The organism is Acinetobacter sp. IK31 (assembly GCF_035615195.1).
Classification (GTDB): Bacteria; Pseudomonadota; Gammaproteobacteria; order Pseudomonadales; family Moraxellaceae; genus Acinetobacter; species Acinetobacter calcoaceticus_C.
This window is the reverse complement of sequence record NZ_JANBOB010000011.1, coordinates 72,798-97,765: the sequence shown is the minus strand read 5'-3', so window position 1 is coordinate 97,765 and position 24,968 is coordinate 72,798. Positions and strand designations below refer to the sequence as shown.

General features: G+C 36.9%; 21 protein-coding genes and 1 pseudogene. 16 read left to right on the top strand and 6 right to left on the bottom strand.

Annotated elements, in window-relative coordinates:
* Positions 1-16 precede the first annotated feature (16 nt).
* From MSG66_RS06770 to MSG66_RS06750, 5 genes are all read left to right on the top strand, one after another.
* Positions 17-4,522 (top strand): translocation/assembly module TamB domain-containing protein, encoded by a 4,506-nt coding sequence (locus MSG66_RS06770; protein ID WP_324653143.1) that lies wholly within the window; start codon positions 17-19, stop codon positions 4,520-4,522.
* Between the two features lie 256 nt (positions 4,523-4,778).
* A complete protein-coding gene (locus tag MSG66_RS06765; RefSeq protein WP_324653141.1) occupies positions 4,779-6,014 on the top strand; it encodes a lactonase family protein in 1,236 nt (411 codons plus the stop codon).
* A gap of 137 nt (positions 6,015-6,151) precedes the next feature.
* Positions 6,152-6,514 carry a hypothetical protein gene (locus MSG66_RS06760; RefSeq protein WP_133972806.1) on the top strand — a complete coding sequence of 121 codons (363 nt, stop codon included), beginning with the start codon at positions 6,152-6,154 and terminating at the stop codon, positions 6,512-6,514.
* Positions 6,515-6,765: 251 nt separating this feature from the next.
* The gene (locus MSG66_RS06755; protein ID WP_324653138.1) at positions 6,766-9,405 is read left to right on the top strand and encodes a bifunctional aconitate hydratase 2/2-methylisocitrate dehydratase; all 2,640 of its coding nucleotides are present in this window, start codon (positions 6,766-6,768) and stop codon (positions 9,403-9,405) included.
* Positions 9,406-9,521: 116 nt separating this feature from the next.
* Entirely contained in the window at positions 9,522-10,103 is a 582-nt protein-coding gene (locus MSG66_RS06750) for a hypothetical protein (RefSeq protein ID WP_133972810.1), read from the top strand.
* A 149-nt stretch (positions 10,104-10,252) separates the two neighbouring features.
* Here the strand turns inward: MSG66_RS06750 and MSG66_RS06745 are convergent.
* A pseudogene (locus MSG66_RS06745) lies at positions 10,253-10,548 on the bottom strand (anion permease); the annotation flags it as partial.
* Between the two features lie 565 nt (positions 10,549-11,113).
* Between MSG66_RS06745 and MSG66_RS06740 the strand changes: the two are divergent.
* Both MSG66_RS06740 and MSG66_RS06735 read left to right on the top strand, forming a co-directional pair.
* Positions 11,114-11,548: a hypothetical protein gene (locus MSG66_RS06740; protein ID WP_324653136.1), complete on the top strand. Its 435-nt coding sequence runs from the start codon at positions 11,114-11,116 to the stop codon at positions 11,546-11,548.
* 120 nt (positions 11,549-11,668) lie between these two features.
* Entirely contained in the window at positions 11,669-12,652 is a 984-nt protein-coding gene (locus tag MSG66_RS06735) for an ion transporter (RefSeq protein ID WP_324653134.1), read from the top strand.
* Between the two features lie 26 nt (positions 12,653-12,678).
* Here MSG66_RS06735 and MSG66_RS06730 read toward each other — a convergent pair whose 3' ends face one another.
* A complete protein-coding gene (locus tag MSG66_RS06730; protein WP_324653132.1) occupies positions 12,679-13,881 on the bottom strand; it encodes an MFS transporter in 1,203 nt (400 codons plus the stop codon).
* A gap of 282 nt (positions 13,882-14,163) precedes the next feature.
* On the opposite strand from MSG66_RS06730, the gene MSG66_RS06725 reads away from it, so the two are divergent.
* Both MSG66_RS06725 and MSG66_RS06720 read left to right on the top strand, forming a co-directional pair.
* Positions 14,164-14,961, top strand: a complete 798-nt coding sequence (locus tag MSG66_RS06725) for a DUF4198 domain-containing protein (protein WP_324653130.1) — start codon at positions 14,164-14,166, stop codon at positions 14,959-14,961.
* Positions 14,962-15,250: 289 nt separating this feature from the next.
* On the top strand, positions 15,251-16,171 hold the full coding sequence (locus MSG66_RS06720; RefSeq protein ID WP_042897004.1) for a LysR family transcriptional regulator: 921 nt from the start codon (positions 15,251-15,253) through the stop codon (positions 16,169-16,171).
* Between the two features lie 62 nt (positions 16,172-16,233).
* Here MSG66_RS06720 and MSG66_RS06715 read toward each other — a convergent pair whose 3' ends face one another.
* The gene (locus MSG66_RS06715; protein WP_324653128.1) at positions 16,234-16,686 is read right to left on the bottom strand and encodes a DUF441 domain-containing protein; all 453 of its coding nucleotides are present in this window, start codon (positions 16,684-16,686) and stop codon (positions 16,234-16,236) included.
* 253 nt (positions 16,687-16,939) lie between these two features.
* Here MSG66_RS06715 and MSG66_RS06710 point away from each other — a divergent pair, with 253 nt between their 5' ends.
* Complete coding sequence (locus MSG66_RS06710) at positions 16,940-17,158, top strand: hypothetical protein (protein ID WP_202741727.1); 219 nt, start codon at positions 16,940-16,942, stop codon at positions 17,156-17,158.
* 101 nt (positions 17,159-17,259) lie between these two features.
* Positions 17,260-17,964, top strand: a complete 705-nt coding sequence (locus MSG66_RS06705; protein WP_262472344.1) for a pseudouridine synthase — start codon at positions 17,260-17,262, stop codon at positions 17,962-17,964.
* On the opposite strand, the gene MSG66_RS06700 is transcribed toward MSG66_RS06705, so the two are convergent.
* From MSG66_RS06700 to MSG66_RS06690, 3 genes are all read right to left on the bottom strand, one after another.
* Positions 17,957-18,400, bottom strand: a complete 444-nt coding sequence (locus tag MSG66_RS06700) for a GNAT family N-acetyltransferase (protein WP_042896999.1) — start codon at positions 18,398-18,400, stop codon at positions 17,957-17,959. The two genes, MSG66_RS06705 and MSG66_RS06700, sit on opposite strands and share 8 nt — an antisense overlap.
* Positions 18,401-18,498: 98 nt before the next feature.
* Positions 18,499-18,807: a type II toxin-antitoxin system RelB/DinJ family antitoxin gene (locus MSG66_RS06695; protein ID WP_262472342.1), complete on the bottom strand. Its 309-nt coding sequence runs from the start codon at positions 18,805-18,807 to the stop codon at positions 18,499-18,501.
* A gap of 111 nt (positions 18,808-18,918) precedes the next feature.
* Positions 18,919-19,827, bottom strand: coding sequence for a pseudouridine synthase (locus tag MSG66_RS06690; RefSeq protein WP_324653124.1), 909 nt, complete (start codon positions 19,825-19,827; stop codon positions 18,919-18,921).
* 119 nt (positions 19,828-19,946) lie between these two features.
* Between MSG66_RS06690 and tsaE the strand changes: the two genes are divergently transcribed.
* The 5 genes from tsaE (at position 19,947) to MSG66_RS06665 (ending at position 24,935) form a co-directional block, all read left to right on the top strand.
* Positions 19,947-20,420: a tRNA (adenosine(37)-N6)-threonylcarbamoyltransferase complex ATPase subunit type 1 TsaE gene (gene tsaE / locus MSG66_RS06685; protein WP_324653122.1), complete on the top strand. Its 474-nt coding sequence runs from the start codon at positions 19,947-19,949 to the stop codon at positions 20,418-20,420.
* Positions 20,413-22,362 carry a DNA mismatch repair endonuclease MutL gene (mutL, locus tag MSG66_RS06680; RefSeq protein WP_324653120.1) on the top strand — a complete coding sequence of 650 codons (1,950 nt, stop codon included), beginning with the start codon at positions 20,413-20,415 and terminating at the stop codon, positions 22,360-22,362. Before tsaE ends, mutL begins: the two co-directional genes overlap by 8 nt.
* A gap of 6 nt (positions 22,363-22,368) precedes the next feature.
* On the top strand, positions 22,369-23,313 hold the full coding sequence (gene miaA, locus MSG66_RS06675; protein ID WP_324653118.1) for a tRNA (adenosine(37)-N6)-dimethylallyltransferase MiaA: 945 nt from the start codon (positions 22,369-22,371) through the stop codon (positions 23,311-23,313).
* A 93-nt stretch (positions 23,314-23,406) separates the two neighbouring features.
* Positions 23,407-23,934: an RNA chaperone Hfq gene (hfq, locus tag MSG66_RS06670; RefSeq protein WP_197730998.1), complete on the top strand. Its 528-nt coding sequence runs from the start codon at positions 23,407-23,409 to the stop codon at positions 23,932-23,934.
* A gap of 140 nt (positions 23,935-24,074) precedes the next feature.
* Complete coding sequence (locus tag MSG66_RS06665; protein WP_324653116.1) at positions 24,075-24,935, top strand: DMT family transporter; 861 nt, start codon at positions 24,075-24,077, stop codon at positions 24,933-24,935.
* Positions 24,936-24,968 lie beyond the last annotated feature (33 nt).

The window sequence follows — 24,968 nt, the reverse complement described above, 5'->3', positions numbered from 1 at the left end:
TTATTAGGTTTATTTTATGGCGGAAGTAGAACAGCAGCCAACTTCGGTACCTAGCTCTCCTAAGAAGCGGCGCATTTTGCGTAGTTTCGTGCTGACGATATTGATCATATTTTTATTATTAGCGTCTTCGTTAGTGATTATGATGTCAACAGATCGCGGAAGTCGTTTTTTATTAGATCGGGTTTTAGAGGCTCAGAAAATAATTAAATATGAATATGAAGGCGGTAACTTACTGCGCGGAATTATTCTTAAGAATGTTTTGGTGCAATTAAAGGACGTTGATGTTTCATTAGATAGAGCTGACGTAGGTTTAGGATGGCGCTCTTTATTATTAGAAAAAGAAGTACATTTAAGTCATGCAGATGTACGTAACTTACATATTATTAATAAAGCTCCGCCGTCTGGTAAAGCGTTCGAATTTAAGCCGATTAAGTTACCATTTGTTCTACGCGTTGATGAAGCCGATGTTGATCATTTAGAGATTAAGTTAGCGACCTCAGATGTAGATTTTCATGATGTTCATTTACAAGATGCGCTTTGGTCAGAGACCAAACTGGAATTTGAAAAATCTAGTATGGATATGGGCTATCTTTCTGTCCATAATGCCACAGGAAAAATGGATTTTAGTGGTAAATACCCATTAAATGCGACAGCAGATTTAAGAATCCCATCTCTAAAAAGTTTAAATATTCAAAATATTAAAGTCGCAGCTCGCGGAAGTTTAGATACTTTAAAAGCTGGTGTTGCAACAACAACTCCAGATTTGTTAACGGGTTGGGTGGTGTTACATCCTGTTCGTGATGAAGTTCCAATGCAAGGTGAGTTATTACTCAAAAATTATCACTTACCTTTATTGGTTGAACAAAAATTATTTGCAAAAAATGGTGTGATCAAGTTTCAAGGTGATATTAAACAACTTAATCTAGCGCTTGATACTGACTTAAAAGGTGAGAATTTACCTGAAGGTCAATACAACGCTTTAATGAATACTGACTTAGTTCATCAACTTAACATTACCGATTTTAATGGTCAGGTAATGAAAGGTGCTGTGAACCTTAAAGGTTTAGTGAACTGGAAAGACCATGTTACTTGGGATGTCAAAGGTCGTTTAGACCATATTAATCCTAAAGACAAAGCCATTCCTCAGGTTGTTCAAGACTTTTTACCGCCAAGTTTAGATGCTACTGTTGCTTCAACCGGCTCTTTGGAAAAAGGTACTGAAGTATTTGCTAATGTTGATTTTGACCGTTACGAGTCTTGGAAGCTCAAGTTTAATCAGGCGCCAGAGAAAAATAATAAACCTCAACCAATGCTTATGAATGTAGCTTGGACGAAAATAGACCGTGCAATGCCTTATATTGGATGGTTAAGCAGTGACAATGGTCAGGTTGATTTAACATTACGTGATGGTCAGCAAGATATTAAAGTTGCTACAAAAGTATATCAGCATGAAAAAACCTTATTGCCAGCAGGGCAATATCTAGCCAATCTGAATGTTAAAGATAATGTTTTAAATGTTCCAAATTTTAGTTTTACTGCTGAAAAAGGTAGCTTAACTGGGCAGGCTAAAGTGTTGCTTCCTACTGAAAAACGTCAGTTGGTTTGGAACGCATTGTTAAATGCAAAAGATTTTAATCCACAAAGTATTCATGCGGCAGCACCTGTTAATCTTTTAAATGGTTCGATTAAAGCAAATGGTTTTGCTAAACCAAACCAGCAGATCATTCAATTTGAGAAAATTGACTTAACTGGTCGACTGGCTCAAGCAGGTCAAGAGACGATAAGTTTGGGTGGAAAGAGTACAGCAGCATTATTATTTCATGATGTGAAAGCTGGTGGTGGTTTTAAAGGTTTTGCAGTTAATTATGATGGATCTTTAAAAGCCTTAAAACAGGCAAATGGTTTATTGAAGTTTTCTATAGCGGGCACACCAGATTTTATTCGAATTAACCAGTTACAACATGATGGGATAGCTGGAAAAATCTATGCGACAGGTTCTGTAAATTTAAAAGATCGCATTGCATGGGATATTAATAGTTCATTGGTACGCTTTAAACCCCAATATTTTACCTCAGCTGTAAAAGGAGAAATTTCAGGAAATCTGAAAACTCAAGGGGTTTGGTCAGACCATTTGAAACGAATTAATATTCAACAATTGAATCTTGCAGGCTTTTTAAATAATAAACCTGTTCGAGGTAAAGGTAATTTATCTTTATTGATGGATTCTAATCAAAAAGGCTTTTTACCTCAGCAATTTGAAGCCAATAATTTATTTTTAGTGTATGGGCAGAATCAGCTACAAGCGACAGGTAATGCCCAAAATCTAAAAATCAAGCTTAATGCGCCAGCACTCTACGAGTTATATCCGGGTCTACGTGGTCGAGCTTATGGTGACCTGAATGTACAATCACAGCCACGTTTAAAAGCAACAGCAAATATCGCAGTAGATGATTTTGCTTTTAATACTTTAGTGAGCGTGAAGAGATTGAGTATTCAGGGGGAACTTCCAACATCGGAAACAACACCGACTCAATTAACCGCAAAATTAGATAATTTGCGTAGTGGAAATAGACAAATTCAGTCTGCCGAATTGAATTTAACCGGAACAAGAAAAGCGCATTTATTGAAAGTACTCGGCAATAATAGTATTTCCAAATTCTATGTTCAGTTGGCAGGTGGGTTTAACCAAAATAATGATTGGTTAGGCCAGATTCAGAAAGGAAGTTTTGATTCAAGACGCATTCGTTTGGCACAAAATCAAAATGCTCCAGTGATTTTTTCTTCTGCACGGTCTGAGCTATATGTAGGTCAACACTGCTGGCAAAGTGCGAATAGCCAGCTCTGTTTTGACCAGCCGGTACGGGTAAGTAAAGCACGCGGTAATATCTCGTTTGTAACTCAAAACATGGATTTAAGTGACTTCGCGGCATTTATGCCAGAAGGTTTAGCGATAACTGGGCAATTAAATGGTTATGCCAAGGCATCGTGGGTAAATGGAGGAAATCCAAAACTTGACGCACGTTTAATTACACGCAAAGGTGAAATTGGTTTAGCTGCTGAAGATCCACAAGACCCAGCAACCACTCTGGCTTATGATGAGTTGGGTATTATTGCAAAAAGTGTATCTGAAGGACTGTTATTCCGTGTTGATGTGAAAACACCTGATATTGGTACGGGTTATGCGAACGTTATTATCAACCCATTCCAGCCATCAATGCCAATGCATGGTGAGGTCGCTTTTAATGATGTTCAATTAAAAGTTTTGAAACCATTTATTCAAGATGTCCGCAAACTGAGTGGGACTTTAGCTTTGGCTGGTAAAGTCAACGGTACATTAACTCAGCCACAATTTACTGGTGAAATGCGTCTGAAAAATGGTGCAATCAGTATGATTTCGCTGCCAGTTAATTTAACGAATGTTCAGGTTTATTCATCAATTCGTCAGGACATGGCAACAATTGACGGCGCGTTTAACAGCGGTCAAGGTGTAGGTCTTTTAAAAGGTAGTTTTGAATGGAAAGATGCACCACGTCTTCAATTAAACCTCAAAGGTGATAATTTACTTGTACGTCAGGCACCATTAATTACTGCAATTGCCAATCCAAACCTTACACTTGATATGTATCCTTTCGATAAGCGTTTAAGCTTAAAAGGGTCGGTAGATGTTCCTCGTGCACGTATTTCAATGCCGGAAACAACGACTCCAGTCATTAATACCTCATCTGATGTCCGCATAGTTCGCCAAGGCCAAGATCCGCTTGCAATTTTACGTGCTGCTAAACCTTGGGATATTCGAGCGGATATTGCTGTTAATATTGGAAACCAAGTGATATTCCAAGGCTTTAACAGTAATATTCCATTAGTTGGTCGTTTAAATTTAAGCCAACGTGGTTACGAGACTGCAATGAGAGCTAATGGAGCAATTGGTGTCAGTCAAAAAGTGAAAATTGAGGCTTATGGGCAAAGTCTAGATTTGAATCGAGCGATTGCGCGTTTCAATGGTCCATTGGCAAATCCAACTTTAGATATAGACGCAAACAAAAATGTTCAGGGTAGTATGGTTGGAGTACGTGTTACAGGTACTGCGACATCTCCAAACATTCAGGTTTATAACGATGCAGGTCTATCTGAGCAAGAAGCATTGAACGCGCTCGTTACTGGGCGTATTAATGAAGGTTCGAGCGGTTTAAGTAATGCAGAAGGCTTTAAGTCTGATGTAAATAACACCATTGCCGCTGCGGGTATCAGTATGGGCTTGGGTGGTACACGAGCTTTAACTAACCAGATTGGGCGTACTTTTGGTTTAAGTGGACTAGCTTTAGATGCACAAGGTACAGGGGATGATACGCAAGTAAGTTTAACGGGCTATATCACACCGGATCTGTTTATTCGTTATGGTGTCGGTGTGTTTACGCCAGTGAACAAGCTTACGTTGCGTTATCAAATGAACCGCCGTTTATATCTAGAAGCAAGTCAGTCTTTAGAAAGAGCGATCGATTTATTCTACAACTGGCGTTTCTAAATGTATGAATTAAAAGCTCACTTCAAGTGGGCTTTTAATTTAATAACACCTTCATAAGATTTAAAAAATTGAATATTTACTATATGAACTATCGTTTGTTTTCAAAGGAACCAAATCTTGAACACGGTTCTAATTAAAGAAAATTCACTTGAAAATTGCTGTTTTATAAATTAGTTTTCAGAAACATTAAATGAAATTAGATTGATAATACCTTGTTGATAAGTGCAAATAAGGTGAATTTTTCAAGGAAATAAACGTGAAAATAGATACTTATGTTGAAATAAAATATGGCAAGGACAACGATACAAATATTAAATATCGTGGGCTAATTCAAAAATTAACAGCAACATTGTCGTTGACGCTTTTATCATTTGGGTGGTGCTCCACTGTAAATGCTGCACAGCAACAAATCGCTTTAGTGGGAACATGGACATCGATTCCTGATGCACCGCTTGTGCAAAAACCAAAACAAGCCAGTGAAGGTTTGTACCAGCTTCAAGTTAATAGGGATGGGACTTTAACTCCTGTTAAGGTGTTGAAAATGAAAAGTCCTTCTTGGATTGTGAAATCTAAAGATGGCCGTTTTGCATATACCACTAATGAAGAAAATGACGGAGCGGTAACTGCATTATCAATTCAAAACAAAAAGGTGGAGGTGTTGAACACAGTGGATAGTCATGGTGGACATCCAACACACGCATCAATCAGTTTAGATGGTAAATTCTTATTTGTGTCGAACTATTCGGCATTCGATAAAGGTCGTGGTGGGGTGGCTGTTTTGCCAATTTTGCCAAACGGCCATTTGGGTGAAATGGTTCAAAATATTGTTTTCGCGGAAGGTTCTGGTCATGTTAAAGGGCGTCAGGAGAGTGGTCATGCACATTCGACAAATTTCAGCCCAGATGGCAAGTATTTATATGCGAGCGATCTTGGAAATGACAAAGTCTATACCTTTCGTTATAACCCGAATAAGCCTCAACCACTTGAAGCGGACAGCAGCCGAGATGTGACCTTTACCCATGGTTCTGGCCCGCGCCATATGGTCTTTTCACCCAATGGTAAACATGCCTACATTACCGCAGAAATGCGAAGTGAAATTGTGACATTTAACGTACAAGATGGTCATTTGAAAAAAGTAGCTGAGCTAAAACTAATTCATGAGGACAAAACACCTGAATTTAAGAGTGCGAGTGGAATTATCCTCAGTCCAAATGGCAAATATGTGATTGCTGCCAATCGTGGTACAGACAACAAACTTTTGGTATTTAAAATTCAACAAAATGGATTGCTAGGTAAACCAACAGTTTATAAAGCAAATGGTATTGAACCACGGGCTTTCTCATTCGATGCATCTGGTAAATACCTATATGTAACCAATGTTTTTAGTAATAACATAAGTTTATTTCGCTTTGATGCAAAAAATGGCACCTTAAAACCTGCTGGTGATGCAGCAAAAATACCAACACCTACGGATATTAAATTTTTTAATTAACCCGAAACATTAAACTGACATTTCTAATGCTTGATATAAAAAGACCGAGGGTTTTCTATCTCGGTTTTTTTTATGGCAATTTTTGCAAAAATGATGATTTTCCGTATGATATCAACAGCAATAATTAGTGTAGTGAAATGATGAAAAAGATTTTATTGATTGCAATGAGTTTGTTCTTTGTCGGTTGTTCAGAAAAGAAGCCATTAACACCCGAAGAGCAGTGGCATGGCTTTTGTACTAGCGTAGGAAATGCGGCTAGAAGTATTGTTTTTGATCGCCAGCAAGCAATTGAAAAAGCTCAAGCAGTTGAGCATGCAAATAAAATTGAAGATGATGTTACGAAAAAGTTCATTCTTAATGTTATTGAAAAAGTTTATGCAATTCCAAAAGAAGAACTGACAAAAGATTCTCAAGCACTCCAAGAAAAAGTTAGAAAGCAAGCGATGGATGAATGTTTGGCAACACCTCATGACAAAATGCCAAAATATAAATCGTTCTAATTGGGTAAGGTTATTGAATTTCCTCTCATCTGAGGCTATTCCGCTTAAAAATAGCCCAGATTTGGCTAATATGCTTATTATTTGTACATGGGTATTTAGATACAAAATAATGGGCATCACGGAGAAACACCCCGTTTTCATTAACTTTTACCTTGAACTCTAGTAAACTTTTGTAGTCCATATTACTTGTGAAGCTTTTTAAGAAAGCTGGAATTTGCAAGTAATTTTTCAAAAAAAGAGGAATGAACACCGTGCTAGAAGCTTACCGCCAACACGTTGAAGAACGTGCCGCACTCGGAGTCCCACCGAAGCCACTTGATGATGCTCAAACAGCTCAGCTTGTTGAACTATTAAAAAATCCACCAGCAGGCGAAGAAGCGTTTTTGGTTGATTTGCTTGAAAACCGTGTTCCTGCAGGTGTTGACCAAGCAGCTTACGTAAAGGCAGCGTTCTTGGCAGCGATTGCAAAAGGCGAAGCAACTTCATCACTCGTTTCTAAAGAGCGTGCAGTTTACTTACTTGGCACAATGCTTGGTGGTTATAACGTAGCGCCACTCGTTGAGCTTCTTGACAATGCTGAACTTGCAGGCCTAGCTGCTGAAGCGTTAAAGAAAACACTTCTTGTATTTGATGCATTCCATGACGTAGCAGATAAAGCAAAAGCGGGTAATGCCAATGCTAAAGCTGTTTTACAATCTTGGGCAGACGCAGAATGGTTCACAAGCCGTCCTGACGTTCCAGAAGAAATTAAAATCACTGTGTTCAAAGTAACTGGTGAAACAAATACTGATGACTTGTCTCCAGCACAAGATGCTTGGAGCCGTCCAGATATCCCATTACACGCAAATGCAATGTTGAAAAACGAGCGTGATGGTATCAATCCTGAAAAACCAGGTGAAGTTGGCCCGTTAAACCAAATCAAAGAACTCATCGCGAAAGGCAACCAAGTTGCTTATGTGGGTGACGTTGTTGGTACAGGTTCTTCACGTAAATCTGCAACTAACTCTGTACTTTGGTTCTTCGGTGACGAACTTCCACACATTCCAAACAAAAAAGATGGTGGTGTGTGCTTAGGTTCTAAAATCGCTCCAATTTTCTTTAATACAATGGAAGACGCAGGTGCATTACCTGTAGAAATCGACGTTGCTAACATGAACATGGGCGACGAAGTAGTATTGAAAATTGACCATGCTGCTGCAAAAGTTACTGCTTTTAAAGATGACGTACAAATTTCAGAAGCAGAACTTAAAACTCCAGTACTTTTAGACGAAGTACGTGCTGGTGGTCGTATTAACTTGATCATTGGTCGTGGTTTAACAACTAAAGCACGTGAAGAATTAGGTCTTGAACCTTCTACATTGTTCCGTACACCTGTACAACCTGCTGACACTGGCAAAGGCTTCACGCAAGCTCAGAAAATGGTTGGCCGTGCATGTGGTTTAGCTGAAGGTCAAGGTATCCGTCCGGGTACTTACTGTGAACCTAAGATGACTACAGTGGGTTCTCAAGATACAACTGGTCCAATGACTCGTGACGAGTTAAAAGACTTAGCTTGCTTGGGCTTCTCTGCTGACTTGGTAATGCAGTCTTTCTGTCATACTGCTGCATATCCAAAACCAGTTGACGTAACTACTCACCATACATTACCTGACTTCATCATGAACCGTGGTGGTGTATCTTTACGTCCAGGTGACGGTATTATCCATTCGTGGTTAAACCGTATGTTACTTCCAGATACAGTAGGTACTGGCGGTGACTCACATACACGTTTCCCAATCGGTATTTCATTCCCAGCGGGTTCTGGCCTAGTTGCGTTCGCAGCTGCAACTGGTGTTATGCCACTTGATATGCCAGAGTCTGTACTTGTTAAGTTCAAAGGTAAAATGCAACCTGGTATCACTTTACGTGACCTTGTACATGCAATTCCTTACTACGCGATTCAAGCAGGTGACTTAACTGTAGAGAAGAAAGGTAAGAAAAACATCTTCTCTGGTCGTATCCTTGAGATCGATTTATCAGAAATGGAAAATGACTTGACTGTTGAGCAAGCATTCGAACTTTCTGATGCATCTGCTGAACGTTCTGCTGCTGGCTGTTCAATCACACTTTCTGAAGAGAAAGTTGCTGAATACTTACGTTCTAACATCACTATGTTGAAGTGGATGATTTCTGAAGGTTATGGCGATGCTCGTACTATGGCGCGCCGTGCTGAAAACATGCAGAAGTGGTTAGAAAACCCAAGCTTGTTAAAAGCTGATGCTGATGCAGAATACTTAAAAGTTTACGAAATCGATCTTGCTGACATTAAAGAACCAATTCTTTGCTGCCCGAACGATCCAGATGATGCGAAACTTCTTTCTGACGTTCAAGGCGACAAAATTGATGAAGTATTCATCGGTTCTTGTATGACTAACATTGGTCACTTCCGTGCAGCGGGTCAGTTACTTGATAAAGTACCAAGTGGTTCATTAACTACTCGTTTATGGTTAGCTCCACCAACACGTATGGACGAGCACCAATTAATGGAAGAAGGCTTGTATAACATCTATGGTCGTGCTGGTGCGCGTACAGAGATGCCAGGCTGTTCACTTTGTATGGGTAACCAAGCACGTGTAGCGCCGAATACAACATGTGTATCGACTTCTACTCGTAACTTCCCGAACCGTTTAGGTCAAGGTGCAAATGTTTACTTAGCTTCTGCTGAACTTGCATCTGTAGCTGCGGTTCTTGGTAAATTACCAAGCCCAGAAGAATATCAACAGTATGCGTCGCAAATCGACAGCGCATCTGCTGACATCTACAAATACTTAAACTTCGACAAGATGAGCGAATATACTAAAGAAGCTGATCAAGTTGATACTAAGAAAATTTCTGCTGCTCAATTGACTTAATGAGCTAGGAACAAGAAAAGCCTATCGGCTTTTCCCTAGCGCAAGAGCAAAGCTATGCTTTGCTTGAGCAAAAAGATAAAATAAGGGCTGATTAATCAGCCCTTATTTTTATAATAATGAAAAGCATTGTAAATATAGAAGATAATATTCTTGATTTAGAAAAAATTCTTTATAAAGAACAAAATCTTGAAGAGTTAAATAGCTTAATTCAAAAATTATTTTCTAGGATATTAAAAGCATATCCTTATATAAAATTGCCAATGTTTTCTATAATTCCAACAAAGGATCTAGAATTTACTGTTTGGTATCAAAATCCAAATGCTATTACTGAGACCTTATTAATTAAGCAGAATAATTTCGAAGCATATATATGGAAAAGTTCTGATCAGAAATGGTATTTAGATGATTTGTATTCTGAACCACATCAAATTGCCAAAAAAATAATAGAACGTATTCCTATGTTTCATTCTATTCCTGAAAATCCTAGAGAGGTAAAGTATCTATTGGAAATAGGGATAATACATTTTGATCCTAAATTCTTTCCAAAATTTTCTGAAATAAAACTTGAAGATACCCATGAGATTCTGACATGGGATGATCGTTTCTTATTGATAGGCACCCGACTCAATAACCTTAAAATCTATAGTCATGAAGAGTGGAAAGATTTGATTGATAGAGAAAACTACTATTTAGAGTAAGAGAATATTTTATGGCACTTGAACATAATTTTGTTTTATTAAATAAGAATAAGTACTCTTACGATGAATTTTGTGAGCTTGCTGGTAAGATTTATTATTTAAGTTTAGAGGAACACTCCTATCCGTAAGAAATGTCCCTCAACTTTAAGTCACCAATAACCCAATACTTTCCACCAAAGTCCGCCAATTACTACAAAAATAATGATATTAACCACGCCCATGACAAAGCCAGCTTTCCACCATTCACCAAGTGGGGTGTAGCCTGAGCCAAACACAACAGGGGAAGTTTCAGTCGCATAATGGGTTAATGTCATGAGGTTACTGCTATCATTAAAGCAAACAATATTGGCGGTGAACCCAGCAGTGCAAGTCTCGCCGTATAAAAGTCTGCAAACATTGCGGTAATATATGCAGTTGTGCCAGCAAATATATAATGATAAAAAATTCAAAAACCATAAAAATAATGAGAGGTAAGTACTAGCTTTAATTTCAAGGGGAAAGACAATTCTTTTAAAGTTAAGTATTTCTTAATATATATGAAAATTATTAAGTTTTATTTTAAAATTGTCGCTTTGGAAATGATATCAGAATTATAAATTCTCTATATGAGTATCAACTTAATAAATAGTACTTAGTATTATTAATCATAAAAAATTTCATAAATATATTTATTTAAATTAATATATCCTCTTATTATTTTTTAGAAAATTTTAAAGATCAAAAAATAAATTATATGTCTAGATTAAGCTATAAGTGGTATATAAATTATTAAATAAAATAATTTATATACATTGTTGGGTAAAAAATAGTCTTTCTGAGTTTTAATTTTTATTAAAAGTGTGAATTGGTTCATAAGTTTATTTGAAAGTACTACATATATCATTTTTTAATTTGATCCATATAAAATTAAATATTGTACTAGAAGTTAACTGATGTTTTGTTTTAAAATAATTAAACGAACTTAAAAATAATTAAAAAAAATATAAGTATTTTATATAGGGAATTTGAGAATGTTAAAGACGGTAGTTTTATTTAAATTTGATGATTATCAACCATATGAACAAAAGATGCATTCCGATGAAGGAGGTGTTTTAGTTCAAAAAACTGAAGATATTGCACAATATATTTTTAGTATATTGAAAAATAGATATCATTTAAATGTCGAGCTATATAGTGAAAACTGGGGGTGGCAAATTGAGATTCCTTTGCCCGAAATAACCATGTATCTTGGAATCAGTGTCTATGAAGAATATAGCAATGGATTTGCAGTTTTTATTTCTCCAAATACACCTATTTTAAGAAAGTTTTTATTTAGAAAACTTGATATTACCCATCATATTATGGTGTTGCAAAATTATATAAATATTATCTTAAAATCACACCCAGGCATTTATGATATGTTGTGGTGGCAAGAAAATGAATTTCGATGTGTAGCAGCGAGTTGAAGTGGGAAAAGTGAAAAATTTTAAATATTGAAGTGAGTGAAGGAAAATTTATTAAAGACTATATTGGTGAATAGAGGGCGAGAGCTTACTATATCTTCAATATCAAGTGGTCAGATCAATATGCAAAATTCAGCTTGGAAGGAATTGCGTAAGTTCTTCTATAATAATCTTCATAATCATGACTATGAAACTACGATAAGTAGATGTATTAATTATTTTTTAGTTGTTTTGATTGTTGGTAATGTCGCTGCTGTTTTATTAGAAACAGTAAATGATTTATACACAAGTTACCATGCTTGGTTCGACTATTTTGAAGTTATTTCAATTGCAGTTTTTAGTATTGAATATTTATTAAGATTGTGGAGTGTTGCAGATCGAGATACGACACAATCTGCATGGAAAATCCGCTTGAACTGGATGAAAAGCGGGGAAGCAATTATTGATTTGATGGCAATTTTACCTGCTTATCTCAATTTCTTTGTACGAATTGATCTTCGTATGCTCAGAATCCTAAGGTTACTTCGTTTATTAAAATTGACACGGTATTTTATCTCCCTACAGATATTGTTGTGTGTGATTAAACGTGAGAAAGGGTCTTTTCAGGCAGTTATCTTTATTTTAATTATTATGATTATTATGACTGCTTCTGGCATTTATGTGGTTGAAAATAAAGCTCAACCAGAAGCTTTTAGTTCAATACCTAAATCTATGTGGTGGGCAGTGGTTACTTTAACTACAGTAGGTTATGGCGATGTGACCCCAGTCACCAGTTTAGGAAAGTTACTAGGCGCACTCATTACCATTTTGGGTGTTGGTATTGCAGCGTTACCTGCCGGTATTTTAGCATCTGGGCTTGCAAATGAACTTAATCAGCGTAATCAAAGACTAGAGCAAGAATTCCGTGAGTTACTTCAGGTACGAGGTATTGATATTTTACATGATGAAGTTGAAATTGAGCGGATCCGCCAAAAAGTAGGCCTGCCAAAAGAGCAAGCGCATAACCTGATTATTCAGATTATGCGTGAAAAGGTATTAGAGGAAGAAGAGTCGGTTAGAGAGACAAAATGTTATTGCCCTCACTGTGGCGGAAAGCTAACTGATTAGAAATAATGAGTTAGCATCTTCTTTGATTAAATTTTCTTACTTGCTTTCTCTACGGCAAATGCAATAAGTAAAATGATAAGACCACCGAGGCTCAAGACAAAACCAACCCAGATTGGTGCGATCCAACCCATTTGGTGACTGAGTACCCATCCACCAAGAAATGCACCTAATGCATTGGCCATATTAAAGGCAGAGTGATTGAGAGATGCTGCTAATGTTTGAGCATCTCCTGCTACATCCATTAGACGAGTTTGCAAAGCTCCGCCTAATCCCATTACGGTGAGGCCAATCAAAAATAATGAGGCAATAGCAGTATAAATATTGCTCATTAAGAAACTGGCAACAACAAAAGCGATAGCTGAGCTAATGAGTACGCTTACAATCGTTTTGTTCAGATTTTTATCTGCAAGCCATCCAGCTGCTAAGCCACCAATAACCATACCAGTACCCCAAATAGCTAAAGCGATAGGGACAATTTGGATATTAACCTGCGTATATTCAGTTAGAATTGGTGATACATAGCTATAAACAGAAAACATGCCTCCAAAACCGATGGCGCCTACCGCTAGTGTTAACCACATGTTGATATTTTTAAGGCCAGCTAATTCTGTTTTTATACTTGCTTTTGCTTGGACTGGAATATTAGGTACAAAGAAGCCAACAGCAATTAAAGTGACAAAAGCAATGGTTGCTGAAAATTCAAAACCAGCTCTCCAGCCAAAATTTTGACCTAACCACGTTGCTAGAGGTACACCAATCACAGTTGCAACTGTAAGTCCCATCATCATTTGGGCAACAGCAGATGCTCTTCGTGATGGACCCGCTAGTTCAGCTGCAACTAATGCTCCGACTCCAAAATAAGCTCCGTGTGGTAAACCAGCAATGAAACGTGAGATTAAAACAGTTTCGGGGGTATGAGCTAAAGCGGTACAGGCATTTGCAATGCCATAAAAAAGCATTAAGCCGAGCAATAAAGTTTTTCTAGGAACTTTGGCTCCAAGAATAGCGATGATAGGAGCGCCAATCACTACACCTAAAGCGTAGGCACTAATAAAGTGGCCAGCTTCTGGTACTGTAATATTTAAATTATTTGCAATTTCCTGAATCAGTCCCATTGCGACGAATTCGGTGGTTCCAATACAAAAACCACCTACAGCCAGTGAGAAAATTGCTAAAAAGAGTGAATAGTGTTGATGTGCAGAAGAAAGAGGGGATTGCGGGGACGCCATAATAAATTAAGAAGAGACTCAAAAAAGGAAGTATAAGGGAAAAGAGTGCAGAATAATAAAAACAAAAATTAAGATCGCCGAGGCTAAGTACAAAAACAACCAGATAAGGGTGATCCAAACCATTTGGTTAAGAACTCAACCACTTTCTTTTTGAATAAAAGATCAGAGAATTTTAAACTTGAATATTAAATGATAATAATAATGATTTTTATTTATGTATACTGTAGCTGCTATTTTTTGTCTGAAAACTTTCACCGTTGTGTACAACAGGATTTTGTAATAATGAATAAATTTTTAATACTTTCTCTTGCATTCGCATGTAGCTATAGCTTTGCTCATGAACCTTATGTAGCACCGTTAGCTTATAAAACTGAACAGACTCAAGTACCCGTAATTGCAGGTTATGCCGAAGAAGCATTAAATAGTGAATATGCTTTAAAGGATGCCAACCTTACCGTAATTACTCCTAAAAATGAGCTTAAGACCGTTAAGCCAGAAGCTTTACACAAGTCTGTAACTGTTTTTGATGTAGATTTGCCAGACGAGGGAACGTATATTCTTCAAACTCAAGCAAGTTATCCTTTAAGCTATGTATATGACCAAAAAACATGGCATTTATTTTTTGATATGCCAGCTGATAAAGCCCCACCAAAAGCAGAACGCGAATATTTGATTCCAGCTGACCTTAAAACAAAAACAATTAAAACAGAGCAAGTAACACGAGAGTGGACATTGCAAAGTTATCTTTCTAAAGGAAAAGTTTCAGATATTCAACTTCCGAATACACCAATAAAAGTTAATTTTTCTGTACACCCAAACCTGATAAAAGCTGCTCAATCGATTAAGTTATCTGTAACTGAAAAAGGACAGCCTTTAGCTTATGCTGAAGTTAATTTAAGAGAAAAAGGTACAACTGATAAACAAGCACTGCCATTTAAGGCAGATAATAAAGGGCAAGTTGAGCTCAAATTTCCAAAAGCTGGTGAGTATTTATTGGAAGTAACAGCACCAGTAGATTTAAAGCTAAAGCCTAAAAATCAAAACTATACAATTGTTAGCTTAAATGTGTTGGCCCAATAACTTTTAGCATTAATTAAAATTAGATCCAATACGGGTCTAATTTTAATTAGGGAGCAGAAATATATTCAATAACATAGGGAAGGAAGGGAGCTATCTCAATTTTAAAATTATAAGAATTCAACTAATAAAAAATAGTAAAATAAAATTCATGTTGAAGTTGACTAATTAATTTTGTGATAAGATGAATAGTATTCATTAGTAAGAATTTATCTAAAGTTGTTCGATTTTTTGAAAAATAAAGATGAGATTAGAACATTTATAGATAAATCTATTTTTCAAGCGTGGAACCATGTTAGAAATTCGTCATCTTAAAACCTTAGTTGCCTTGCGTGAACACGGTTCATTGGTCTCGGCAGCAAATGACCTTTGCTTAACGCCTTCTGCTATTTCTCATCAGTTAAAAGAATTAGACCATTGGTATGGGGTAGAGGTTGTTAATCGTCGCAGCAGACCTGTTAGTTTTTCTAATGTAGGGCAGCGCTTACTCAAGTTAGCCGATGACGTTTTGCCACAAATTCAGATTACTCACAGTGATATCACGCGTATTGTCCATGGACAGACTGGCAGAATTATTTTTTCATCGGAATGCCATAGTTGCTTTGACTGGTTAATGCCGTTATTAAATCAATATCGACAGCAATATCCAGATGTTGACTTAGATTTTGCTTCAGGTTTTGAAGCAAATCCGCATGAACTTTTACAAAATGCAGAATTTGATTTGCTCATTACAGCAGATCCAATTGCATTAAAAGGAATTGAATATTTCCCAATTTTTGAATATGAATCACGTTTGGTCTTATCAAACACGCATCCATTGGTACGTGCTGAAAATATTACAGTTCAAGAGTTAGCGGAAGAAGTTTTAATTACTTATCCAGTTGATAAGCATCGTTTAGATATTATGTCCAAACTTTTCATTCCTGCGAATATTCAACCTAAACAAATAAGAACAACAGATTTAACTCAAATGCTTATTCAGCTTGTAGCAAGTGGTCGAGGCATTGCTGCTTTACCTGATTGGGTAGTAAATGAATATGAACAAAAGGGATGGGTTACAAGCCGTCGTTTAGATTGTGTTTCATCTACAGGCTTAAGACGAACTTTATATGCGGGCTATCGAACTGAAGAAAAAGAGAAAAGTTATTTTGAAGGTTTCTTGAAGCAATTGGAAAAGTTCTCTTTAAAACGAAACTCCTATTATTCTGGTTAAAGTAAATAATTTAACCTAAGTATAAAAAGGTGCTTAATTGCACCTTTTTTAATATCGACACTTTATTTACCAATAAATAAGGAAAGTAAACCCGCTGCAATAAGAGGTCCGACTGGTACACCACGAAGTAAGGCCACACCTGCAACTGTACCAATGAGTAAGCCTGCAACAACATCAGGCTGGCTTGACATCAGTTTTACTCCACGGCCGCCTAGCCAAGCGACTAACAAACCAATTGCGATAGCAACCAGCGATTTAATACTAATAAATGATTTTAAAATAGTCTCCCCACTGAGCTTTCCACTCGCAATGGGAGTGAGTACACCAATCGTTAAAATAAGAATTCCTAAATTAAGACCATGGGCTTGAATGTAAGGGAAGAACTCACTTAAAGGCGTGATTTTAACGACAATCAGTACACCCGCTGCAATGGTTACAGCCACATTTTGACTTAATAAACCGCAGACGAGCAGAACTAGTAAAACAACTAAATTAACATCAAATTGGGCAAGCATGAGAAGCAGAAATGAAAGTAAATAAAATGGAATTGTATAATATTTAAGAGCCGTAATGTGAAAGCTTTAAAAGATACAGTCGATTTCAGATAGTATTTTTAATAAAAATTCATTGTATATCTCTCAATGATAAAGAGTTTTAGTTCTTGGTTACGCTTGGAAACAATGTTATATAAATTAACAAGTTAAAAGTTATGGTTTTAAAAAAATATGATATAAAAATAATCATTACTCATGAGTACAGGACATTTTTATGGATATTATAGATATCAAAATTAAAGATCAGTTTGATCAGATACATAATGCAAAAGCTCAACTAAAGAAAAATTTAGTTGAACATGAAAATGAATCTTTAAAATTAAGTCAGCGTATTGAGCATATTATTGTTGATAATGAAATTATTTTACCTACTACAGAATTGTTATTTGAAAGTGAGCAGAATGAAAATATTTATCGGGTCGTTGAAGAGTAGGGTGTGAATTGAATGAAGTAAATGCAAAGAGCTGCTCGTAGCGTTTAGTAAAAAGTGGAAACTACGTTAAAATGACGGCTTAGTTCTAATGAGAAAACTTCATGCTGCTGGAAAAAATTTTACAATCTCAAGGGTTTGGTTCACGTAAATATTGTCAGCAGTTAATAAAAAACGGATCTGTAAGTGTTGATGGAGAGGTTGCTGATGATCTAAAGAAGCAATTCTCTCCTGAAAATTTAGAGTTTTCTCTTTTTGGACAAACTTATCAATATAGAGAAAAAGTTTATATTGCTTTAAAAAAACCAAAAGGCTTTGAATGCTCACACCAACCTCAGCATCATCAAAGTGTTTTTAGTCTTTTACCTGACATTATGATTCATCGAGGTGTGCAGGCGATTGGTCGTTTAGATCAAGATACAACTGGTTTACTCTTAATTACCGATGATGGTAAATATCTTCAAGCTTTAACTCATCCTCGTAAACATGTTCCAAAGGTTTATCATGTTACGACTATAGACCCGGTCACGCCTGAGCAAATTGAAATGTTAGCTCAAGGGGTGAGCTTACATCAGGAAAAAGGTATTTTTGCTGCAACTGATGTAGAAATATTGGAAACTCATCAATTAACGATGACCATTCATCAAGGCGTTTATCACCAAGTCAAAAGAATGATTGCCGCTGTAGGAAACAAAGTAGAAGCGTTGCATCGCCATCAAATAGGGCAATTGGCTATACCTGAAATTGCAGAGGGAGAATGGATTTATTTATCTGAAGAGCAAAAACATCTCGCCCAAAATATTACTTAAGAAAGCAATGAAATGTTTGGAATTCACTGTCCCGAATAAAGCCCATTTGTTCATATAGGCGATGAGACTCATGGTTATTACTTTGAGTTTCTAAACTAATTCGCAAAGCATTTTCTTGTTTTGCAAATAAAATTGCTGTATCGATTAGCTGTTTAGCCGAACCTTGACGACGGAAAACGGGTGTAACATATACATCATCTAAAATATAGTAAGTTGAGCAAGCAACTGAAGAAAAACCTAAATAGAGTAAAATAAAACCTGTGATTTTATCGTCTTTAATATGAATGAAAAACACACTTTCTCTATTCTCAAAACGCTGCTTGAGAAAGTGAAGTGATTCTTTGAAATTAGAAGAGGCCCCATAAAATTGGCGGTATTCATCAAATAAAACGGCGAGTTGCTCTAAATCTTCAAAAGTCGCTCGTCTAACGATCATTTGGCACTCCTTGTAACTTATCATTATGTTTTTACAAAGAGAGCATAACGAAAAAAAGAGCTTTTTGACGTTAAAACTTGTTTATAAATGCAACAGTGTTAAATTTTGTCGCTTTCACCCAGAAGAGCATTTAGTTCTTCAAATAAATCTTCATGATCATCATCTTCAACTGAAGTTGATGAATTTTGGTTTAATGATGATACCTTCGCTTTTCTCAGCTTTAATAATTGTTCCATATTAATCGTCTGATTTTCAATTGCAAACGGAATGGATTTAGTTAATACGACCTGTTTAAAAAAAAGTCGTACCGCTTGGGCAGGGGTAATTCCCAATTGTTTAAAAACAGCAAACGCCTGTTTTTTCTCTTGGGAGTCCAGTCGAACCTGATAAACTTCTGTTTTTCGCATGAATAACAAAACCAAATGATTTTTAATTTTTAGAAATTTATTTTAAACCATTGCAATGTAATTTCAATGTTTTTCGGCATAAAATACAATCTTTTTGTCATTACGCTTACATTACAATGTCAGTTTAAACATGGAATTAAAAGACATTTCCTCTTTTGTTAGCGGATCTATAAATAAAATATGCTTAGCCAGAAGCTGCAATGGTTCTGAGAAATCATCTTCAGACTTGTGCTGAACCGTGGGATAAAATGGATCATTTTTAATCGGAATTTCTAAATAATTAAGATGTACACGAAGCTGGTGTTGCTTACCCGTAGTTGGCGTTAAACGGTATTTAGCCCAAGTCTGGTTGTGCTCAATAAGCTCAATATATGTTTGGCTATTTGCTTTAGCATTAGCCACAACTTGCATGGTGTAAAAAGGAGTACCTTTATCTAAATGCAAACATAGTGTTTGGGGGAGTTTTAATTCTTTTTTATAAGGAGCGATAGCGTGGTAAGTTTTATTGACTTGACGCTCTGCAAATAATTGTTGGTAAGCACCACGAGATTCAACCCGTTTGCAAAATAGAACAACCCCAGCAGTTTCACGGTCTAGTCTGTGTATAGGCGTTAAAAACTCATTACCTGTCTGTTTTTTAAGTCGAACTAATAATGTTTCTTGCACATATTGTCCAGTTGGACTAATTGTTAAAAAATGAGGTTTATCGACCACCAGTAAGTCATCATTTTCAAATAAAATTCGATGTTCGAAAGGAACATGGGGCTCATAGGCAAGAAATCGATAATAAAAAATATGCGTATTGCTTTGATATGGACTATCTAGTGTTAATTTTTGTCCATTTGCCTCATAAATAAGCCCATCTTGAAATCGTTGTTGCCACTCTTGTACTTTAATATGTTGAAAATGTTGGCATAGATACTCATAAATAGTTTGAGTATTTGTTTGTGCAGGAAGATAGACTTGGCTTGCGCTCACCCCATCAATCATGGGCGGTAGAAATTCGTTTGGACTAGACATAAAAAATGTAAATATGTAAGAGAATTGATATAAAAAAAGCCAACTTCTAGGGCTTGAGTAGGCTTTTAGGGCAGGGCAATGTTATCATATCGATTATTTTGAATCATGTTATGTGTGCTATGTCGTATTCATTGAAATTGGTCTTAAATCATGAAGAAGATACTGGGCGTCTAGCTCAAGCGTTGGCGCAACATGTTCAGTCGGGTGTGATTTATTTAATTGGAGATTTAGGTGCGGGTAAAACCACACTTACGCGCTATTTCTTACAGGCTTTAGGTCATAAAGGCTCGGTTAAAAGTCCAACTTATACGCTGGTTGAGCCGTATAAAATCAATGACAAAGAAATTTTTCATTTTGACTTATATCGTTTGAATGACCCTTATGAACTTGAATTAATGGGAATCCGTGACTATTTAGATGTCACAGACGCATTATTTTTATTTGAATGGCCATCAAAAGGTGGCGATGAAATTCCTCAGGCCGATATCATCATCGATATTCAAAAGTCAGAGGATGAGTTGAGCCGTTTAGTGACCTTAACTTTACCCACAGAACATTTGTATCAGACTTTGCAGGAACAGCTTCATGACTGATGAAAAGCTAACACAACGTCGTATCCATACATTAGACGCAGCGTTAGCCAACCAAATTGCTGCTGGTGAGGTGATTGAGCGTCCTTCATCTGTTGTTAAAGAATTATTAGAAAACTCCATTGATGCTGGTGCAACCGAGCTCATTATACGGATCGCTCAGGGTGGTTCGACCTTAATAGAAATTATTGATAATGGGCATGGTATTCATTCTGAGGATTTGGCATTAGCCGTCATGCGTCATGCCACAAGTAAAATTAAAACGGCAGAAGATTTACACGCGATTGTAAGTTTGGGATTTCGCGGGGAGGCACTTGCTTCGATTGCTGCTGTTTCAAGATTGACATTGACCAGTAGCCAAGATGAAAGTGGTATTGGCCATCAGGTTGAAGTCAATGGCACAGCCTTTGATCATCAAGAAATACAAGCTGTTGCTGCTCAAAAGGGAACTCACATACGTGTTCAGGACTTATTTTTTAATGTACCGGCACGCCGTAAATTTTTAAAGAAACCAACGACTGAATTTGGTCATATTGAAGAGATTGTTCGTCGTCTGGCTTTAACACATTTTGATATACGTTTTGTGCTTGAGCATAATGATAATATTAGAATTAATTTACCTATAGCTGATAGCGGAGAACTACGTTTTCAGCGAGTACAGCAATTATTAGGTTCGCAATTTGTACAAAATGCATATTGGATGGATGCCGAAAGTATTAGCATGCGGTTATCAGGTTGGCTTGGCCATCCTTCAGATGCTCGTGCGCAGGCTGATATGCAATATGTCTATGTAAATGGACGTATCGTCAAAGATAAAACGATTTCACATGCGCTACGTATGGCATATGACGGTATTTTACATGGACATCAACATTCATCTTATTTACTGTTTTTAGAAGTTGATCCTGAAAATATTGATGTGAATGTTCATCCTACAAAACATGAAATCCGGTTTTTAAATCAGAGAGAAGTGCATGAGTTTGTAAGGCATTATGCAAAAGAAACTCTGTCGCAATTTCAGACAGCGAGCGCTGATTTAGCTCAAGCGATGAAAGTGGATGAAACCTCAGATTATTCTGTACAGCCTCAACCTAAATATCAGGAACAATTTACGCTGCATCGTGCAAATGAAGCTTTAAATCCAGATAATGAAGCGCGAACTCAGAATGCACCGACAGAGCTATTAACTGATTTTAATGCTAGCCGTCCACAAACTATTCATTATGCCGATCAAACGCCAAAATATAATGGATCTCCTCAGCTAAATAATGCGTTAAAGACATACTTGGCGCCACTGCGTGATCAGCCCGCTAACTTTTCCGTGAATGAAAATATTGAGCCAGTAGCTAAGGTCGATGAATTTCCATTAGGTATCGCAATTGCACAACTTCATGGAATTTATGTTTTAGCGCAAAATACAGAAGGGCTAATTATTGTTGATATGCATGCAGCGCATGAGCGAATTTTATTACAACAAATGAAAAATGCTTGGGACAAACCAGAGTTTTGGACGTCTCAGCAGTTGCTTATCCCTAAAGTCATTTCTATTAGCCGTATGCAGGCAGTGCGTGTGGAAGAGTTGAAACCTCAACTTGAGCGCTTAGGACTGGAAATTGATTTATATGGGGATGAGCAGATTATTGTTCGGGGAGTGCCAGCCATATTACAAAAAGCTGACTTTGAAAATCTTATTCCTGAACTTTTAAACGATTTAGATCCAAATGATGAAGCACAAGGATTACTTCAAAAAAGAGACGAATTATTAGCTGGAATGGCATGCCATGGGGCAGTGCGTGCACATCGACAACTCAGTCTGTCTGAAATGAATGCTTTACTTCGCCAAATGGAACAAACCGAATTTGCCAGCCAATGTAACCATGGAAGACCAACTTGGCGTGCATTTCCATTATCTCAATTAGATAAATTATTTGCTCGAGGAGAGTAGTTTTACATGTCAAATCAATTGCCCGTCATCAATTTAATGGGACCAACTGCGAGCGGGAAAACCGCTTTGGCATGTGAATTATATGAACGTGGAAATTTTGAGCTGATTTCTGTTGATTCTGCACTCGTTTATAAAGATATGGATATTGGTACTGCTAAGCCAACTCGTGAAGAACAAGCGCTATATCCTCATCATTTAATTGATATTATTACACCTCTTGAAGTTTATTCAGCTGCTCAGTTTGTTGAAGATGCGTGTAAGTTGATTGATGACATGCATTCACGTGGGAAAACTCCTATTTTGGTGGGAGGCACAATGTTGTACTTTAAGTCATTATTAGAAGGCCTATCGAGTAATTTGCCAAGCGCAGATGCCCAAATTCGGGCAGCAATTGAAGAAAAAGGTTTAAATGAAGGGTGGCAGGCTGTTTATGATGAGTTAGCTTCCGTTGATCCTGCTGCGGCTATAAAATTTAATGTGACTGATAAGCAAAGAATTATTCGAGCACTAGAGGTTTATAAGCTTACGGGTGAGCCAATTACTAAATTACAGGCAGCACAACCAAAAAACGTACCATATCGATACATATTTCATAATTATGCTTTACTTCCAGATCGGGTAGAATTACATCAACGCATTGAGCAAAGATTAAGCAAAATGTGGGAAATCGGTTTTTTGAGTGAAGTTGAAGCTCTAATTGAAAAATACGATTTAGATGAAAATTTACCCTCAATGCGTTCAGTGGGTTATCGACAAGCACTAGAATTTCTATTAAAAAGTGATATAAGTCTCAAAAGTAAACGTGAAATGGAGGATAAAGCTTTATTTGCAACACGACAACTTGCCAAACGTCAATATACGTGGTTACGTTCTTTGCAAGAAATACACGATTTTAAAACTTACTTGACGATAAAGCAGGCGAAAGAAGACTTGCGAAACTCTTATGGATAAAGCAAAATTTGCACACTGTCTTTTTATAATTTTTAGTTGAAAAATAAAGATAGTTTTTTTGCGCTGATTTAAAAAATTTTTTTGGAGTTAAAAATGTCTAAAGGTCAAACTTTACAAGATCCGTTCTTAAATTCTCTCCGTAAAGAACGTATCCCTGTTTCTATTTTCCTTGTGAACGGTATTAAATTACAGGGTCATATTGAATCATTTGACCAATATGTTGTTTTATTAAAAAATACTGTAAGTCAAATGGTATACAAACACGCGATTTCAACTGTTGTTCCAGCGCGTAACCCACGCCCAGCAGGCGCACAAGGTACCGGCTTCCCAGCACAAGGCGGCACTCAAGGTGGCTTTGGTGGTCAACCTACTGGTGGCTTCGGTGGCGGCGCTCAAGGCGGCTTCGGTGGCGCTCAAGGTGGCTTCGGTGGCGCTCAAGGCGGTTTCGGTGGTCAAGGCGGCTTCGGTGGTGCTCAAGGTGGCGGCTTCGGCGGTCAAGGCGGCTTCGGTGGTGCTCAAGGTGGCGGTTTCGGCGGTCAAGGCGGCTTCGGTGGTCATCAAGGTGGTTTTGACAACGACACTAAATTTGAAGATGGTCAAGAAGACGAAAATAATCGTTAATTGAAATCTAAAAAGAAACCAGTCAGATAATGACTGGTTTTTTTATGTTTATTTAAAAGTTAATTCAAAATATTAAACTCATCCAAGGTCATGATTTGATCGTGGTGACTCAAATATTTAAATAAATAGAGTTGTAAGTCATGTTATTGATATTGGCGGCTGCCTTAAGTAGCGTCTTGGTGTCTATTCTATTAAAAAATTTAAAGAAAAAAGGATATCAACCACTACATATGATTGCATGGAACTATGCAAGTGCAAGTCTATTTTGCTTTTGGTGGTTTAAACCTAATATTCAACAGGTTTCTATACAACATACGCCTTGGTGGTTAATTGTTGCTTTAGGGGTAATTTTACCTAGTATTTTCTTGTGCCTTGCTAAATCATTGGAGTATGCAGGAATTGTTAAAACGGAAATCGCACAGCGTCTTTCTGTAGTACTTTCTTTATTAGCCGCTTATTTCTTTTTTCAAGAACAATTTAATACGTTAAAACTATGGGGTATAGGATTAGGTATTTTTGCAGTTTTACTGGTTTTATTTGGACAGCTAAGTTCCGCTTCAGGTCATCAATCTCGAAAATCAATTCTTGCTTTATTGAGCGTCTGGGTTGGCTATGCAGCAGTAGATATTTTATTAAAATATACAAGTAGTTTAGGTCTTCAATTTACACTCACTCTGAATCTTATTTTTATTACAGCTTTTATATTATCAATTTCATATTTATTGGTGCAGAAAACCCAAAAATGGCAGGTTAAAAGTGCTATAGCTGGGTTGGTGTTGGGGGTACTTAATTTTTCAAATATTGCTTTATATGTGAAAGCTCATATTCTTTTAAAGGATTCGCCCGCAATTGTTTTTGCAAGTATGAATATTCTTGTTGTGTTATTAGGAATTGCAAGTGGAATAATTTTATATAAAGAAAAATTAAAATGGCCTACCACCTTAGGTATTTTATTTGGGATAAGTGGCGTGATTTGTTTAGCTAAGGCAATGGCTTTATAGTTCAAGAGAGTTGAATCTCTTGAACTATTCTAA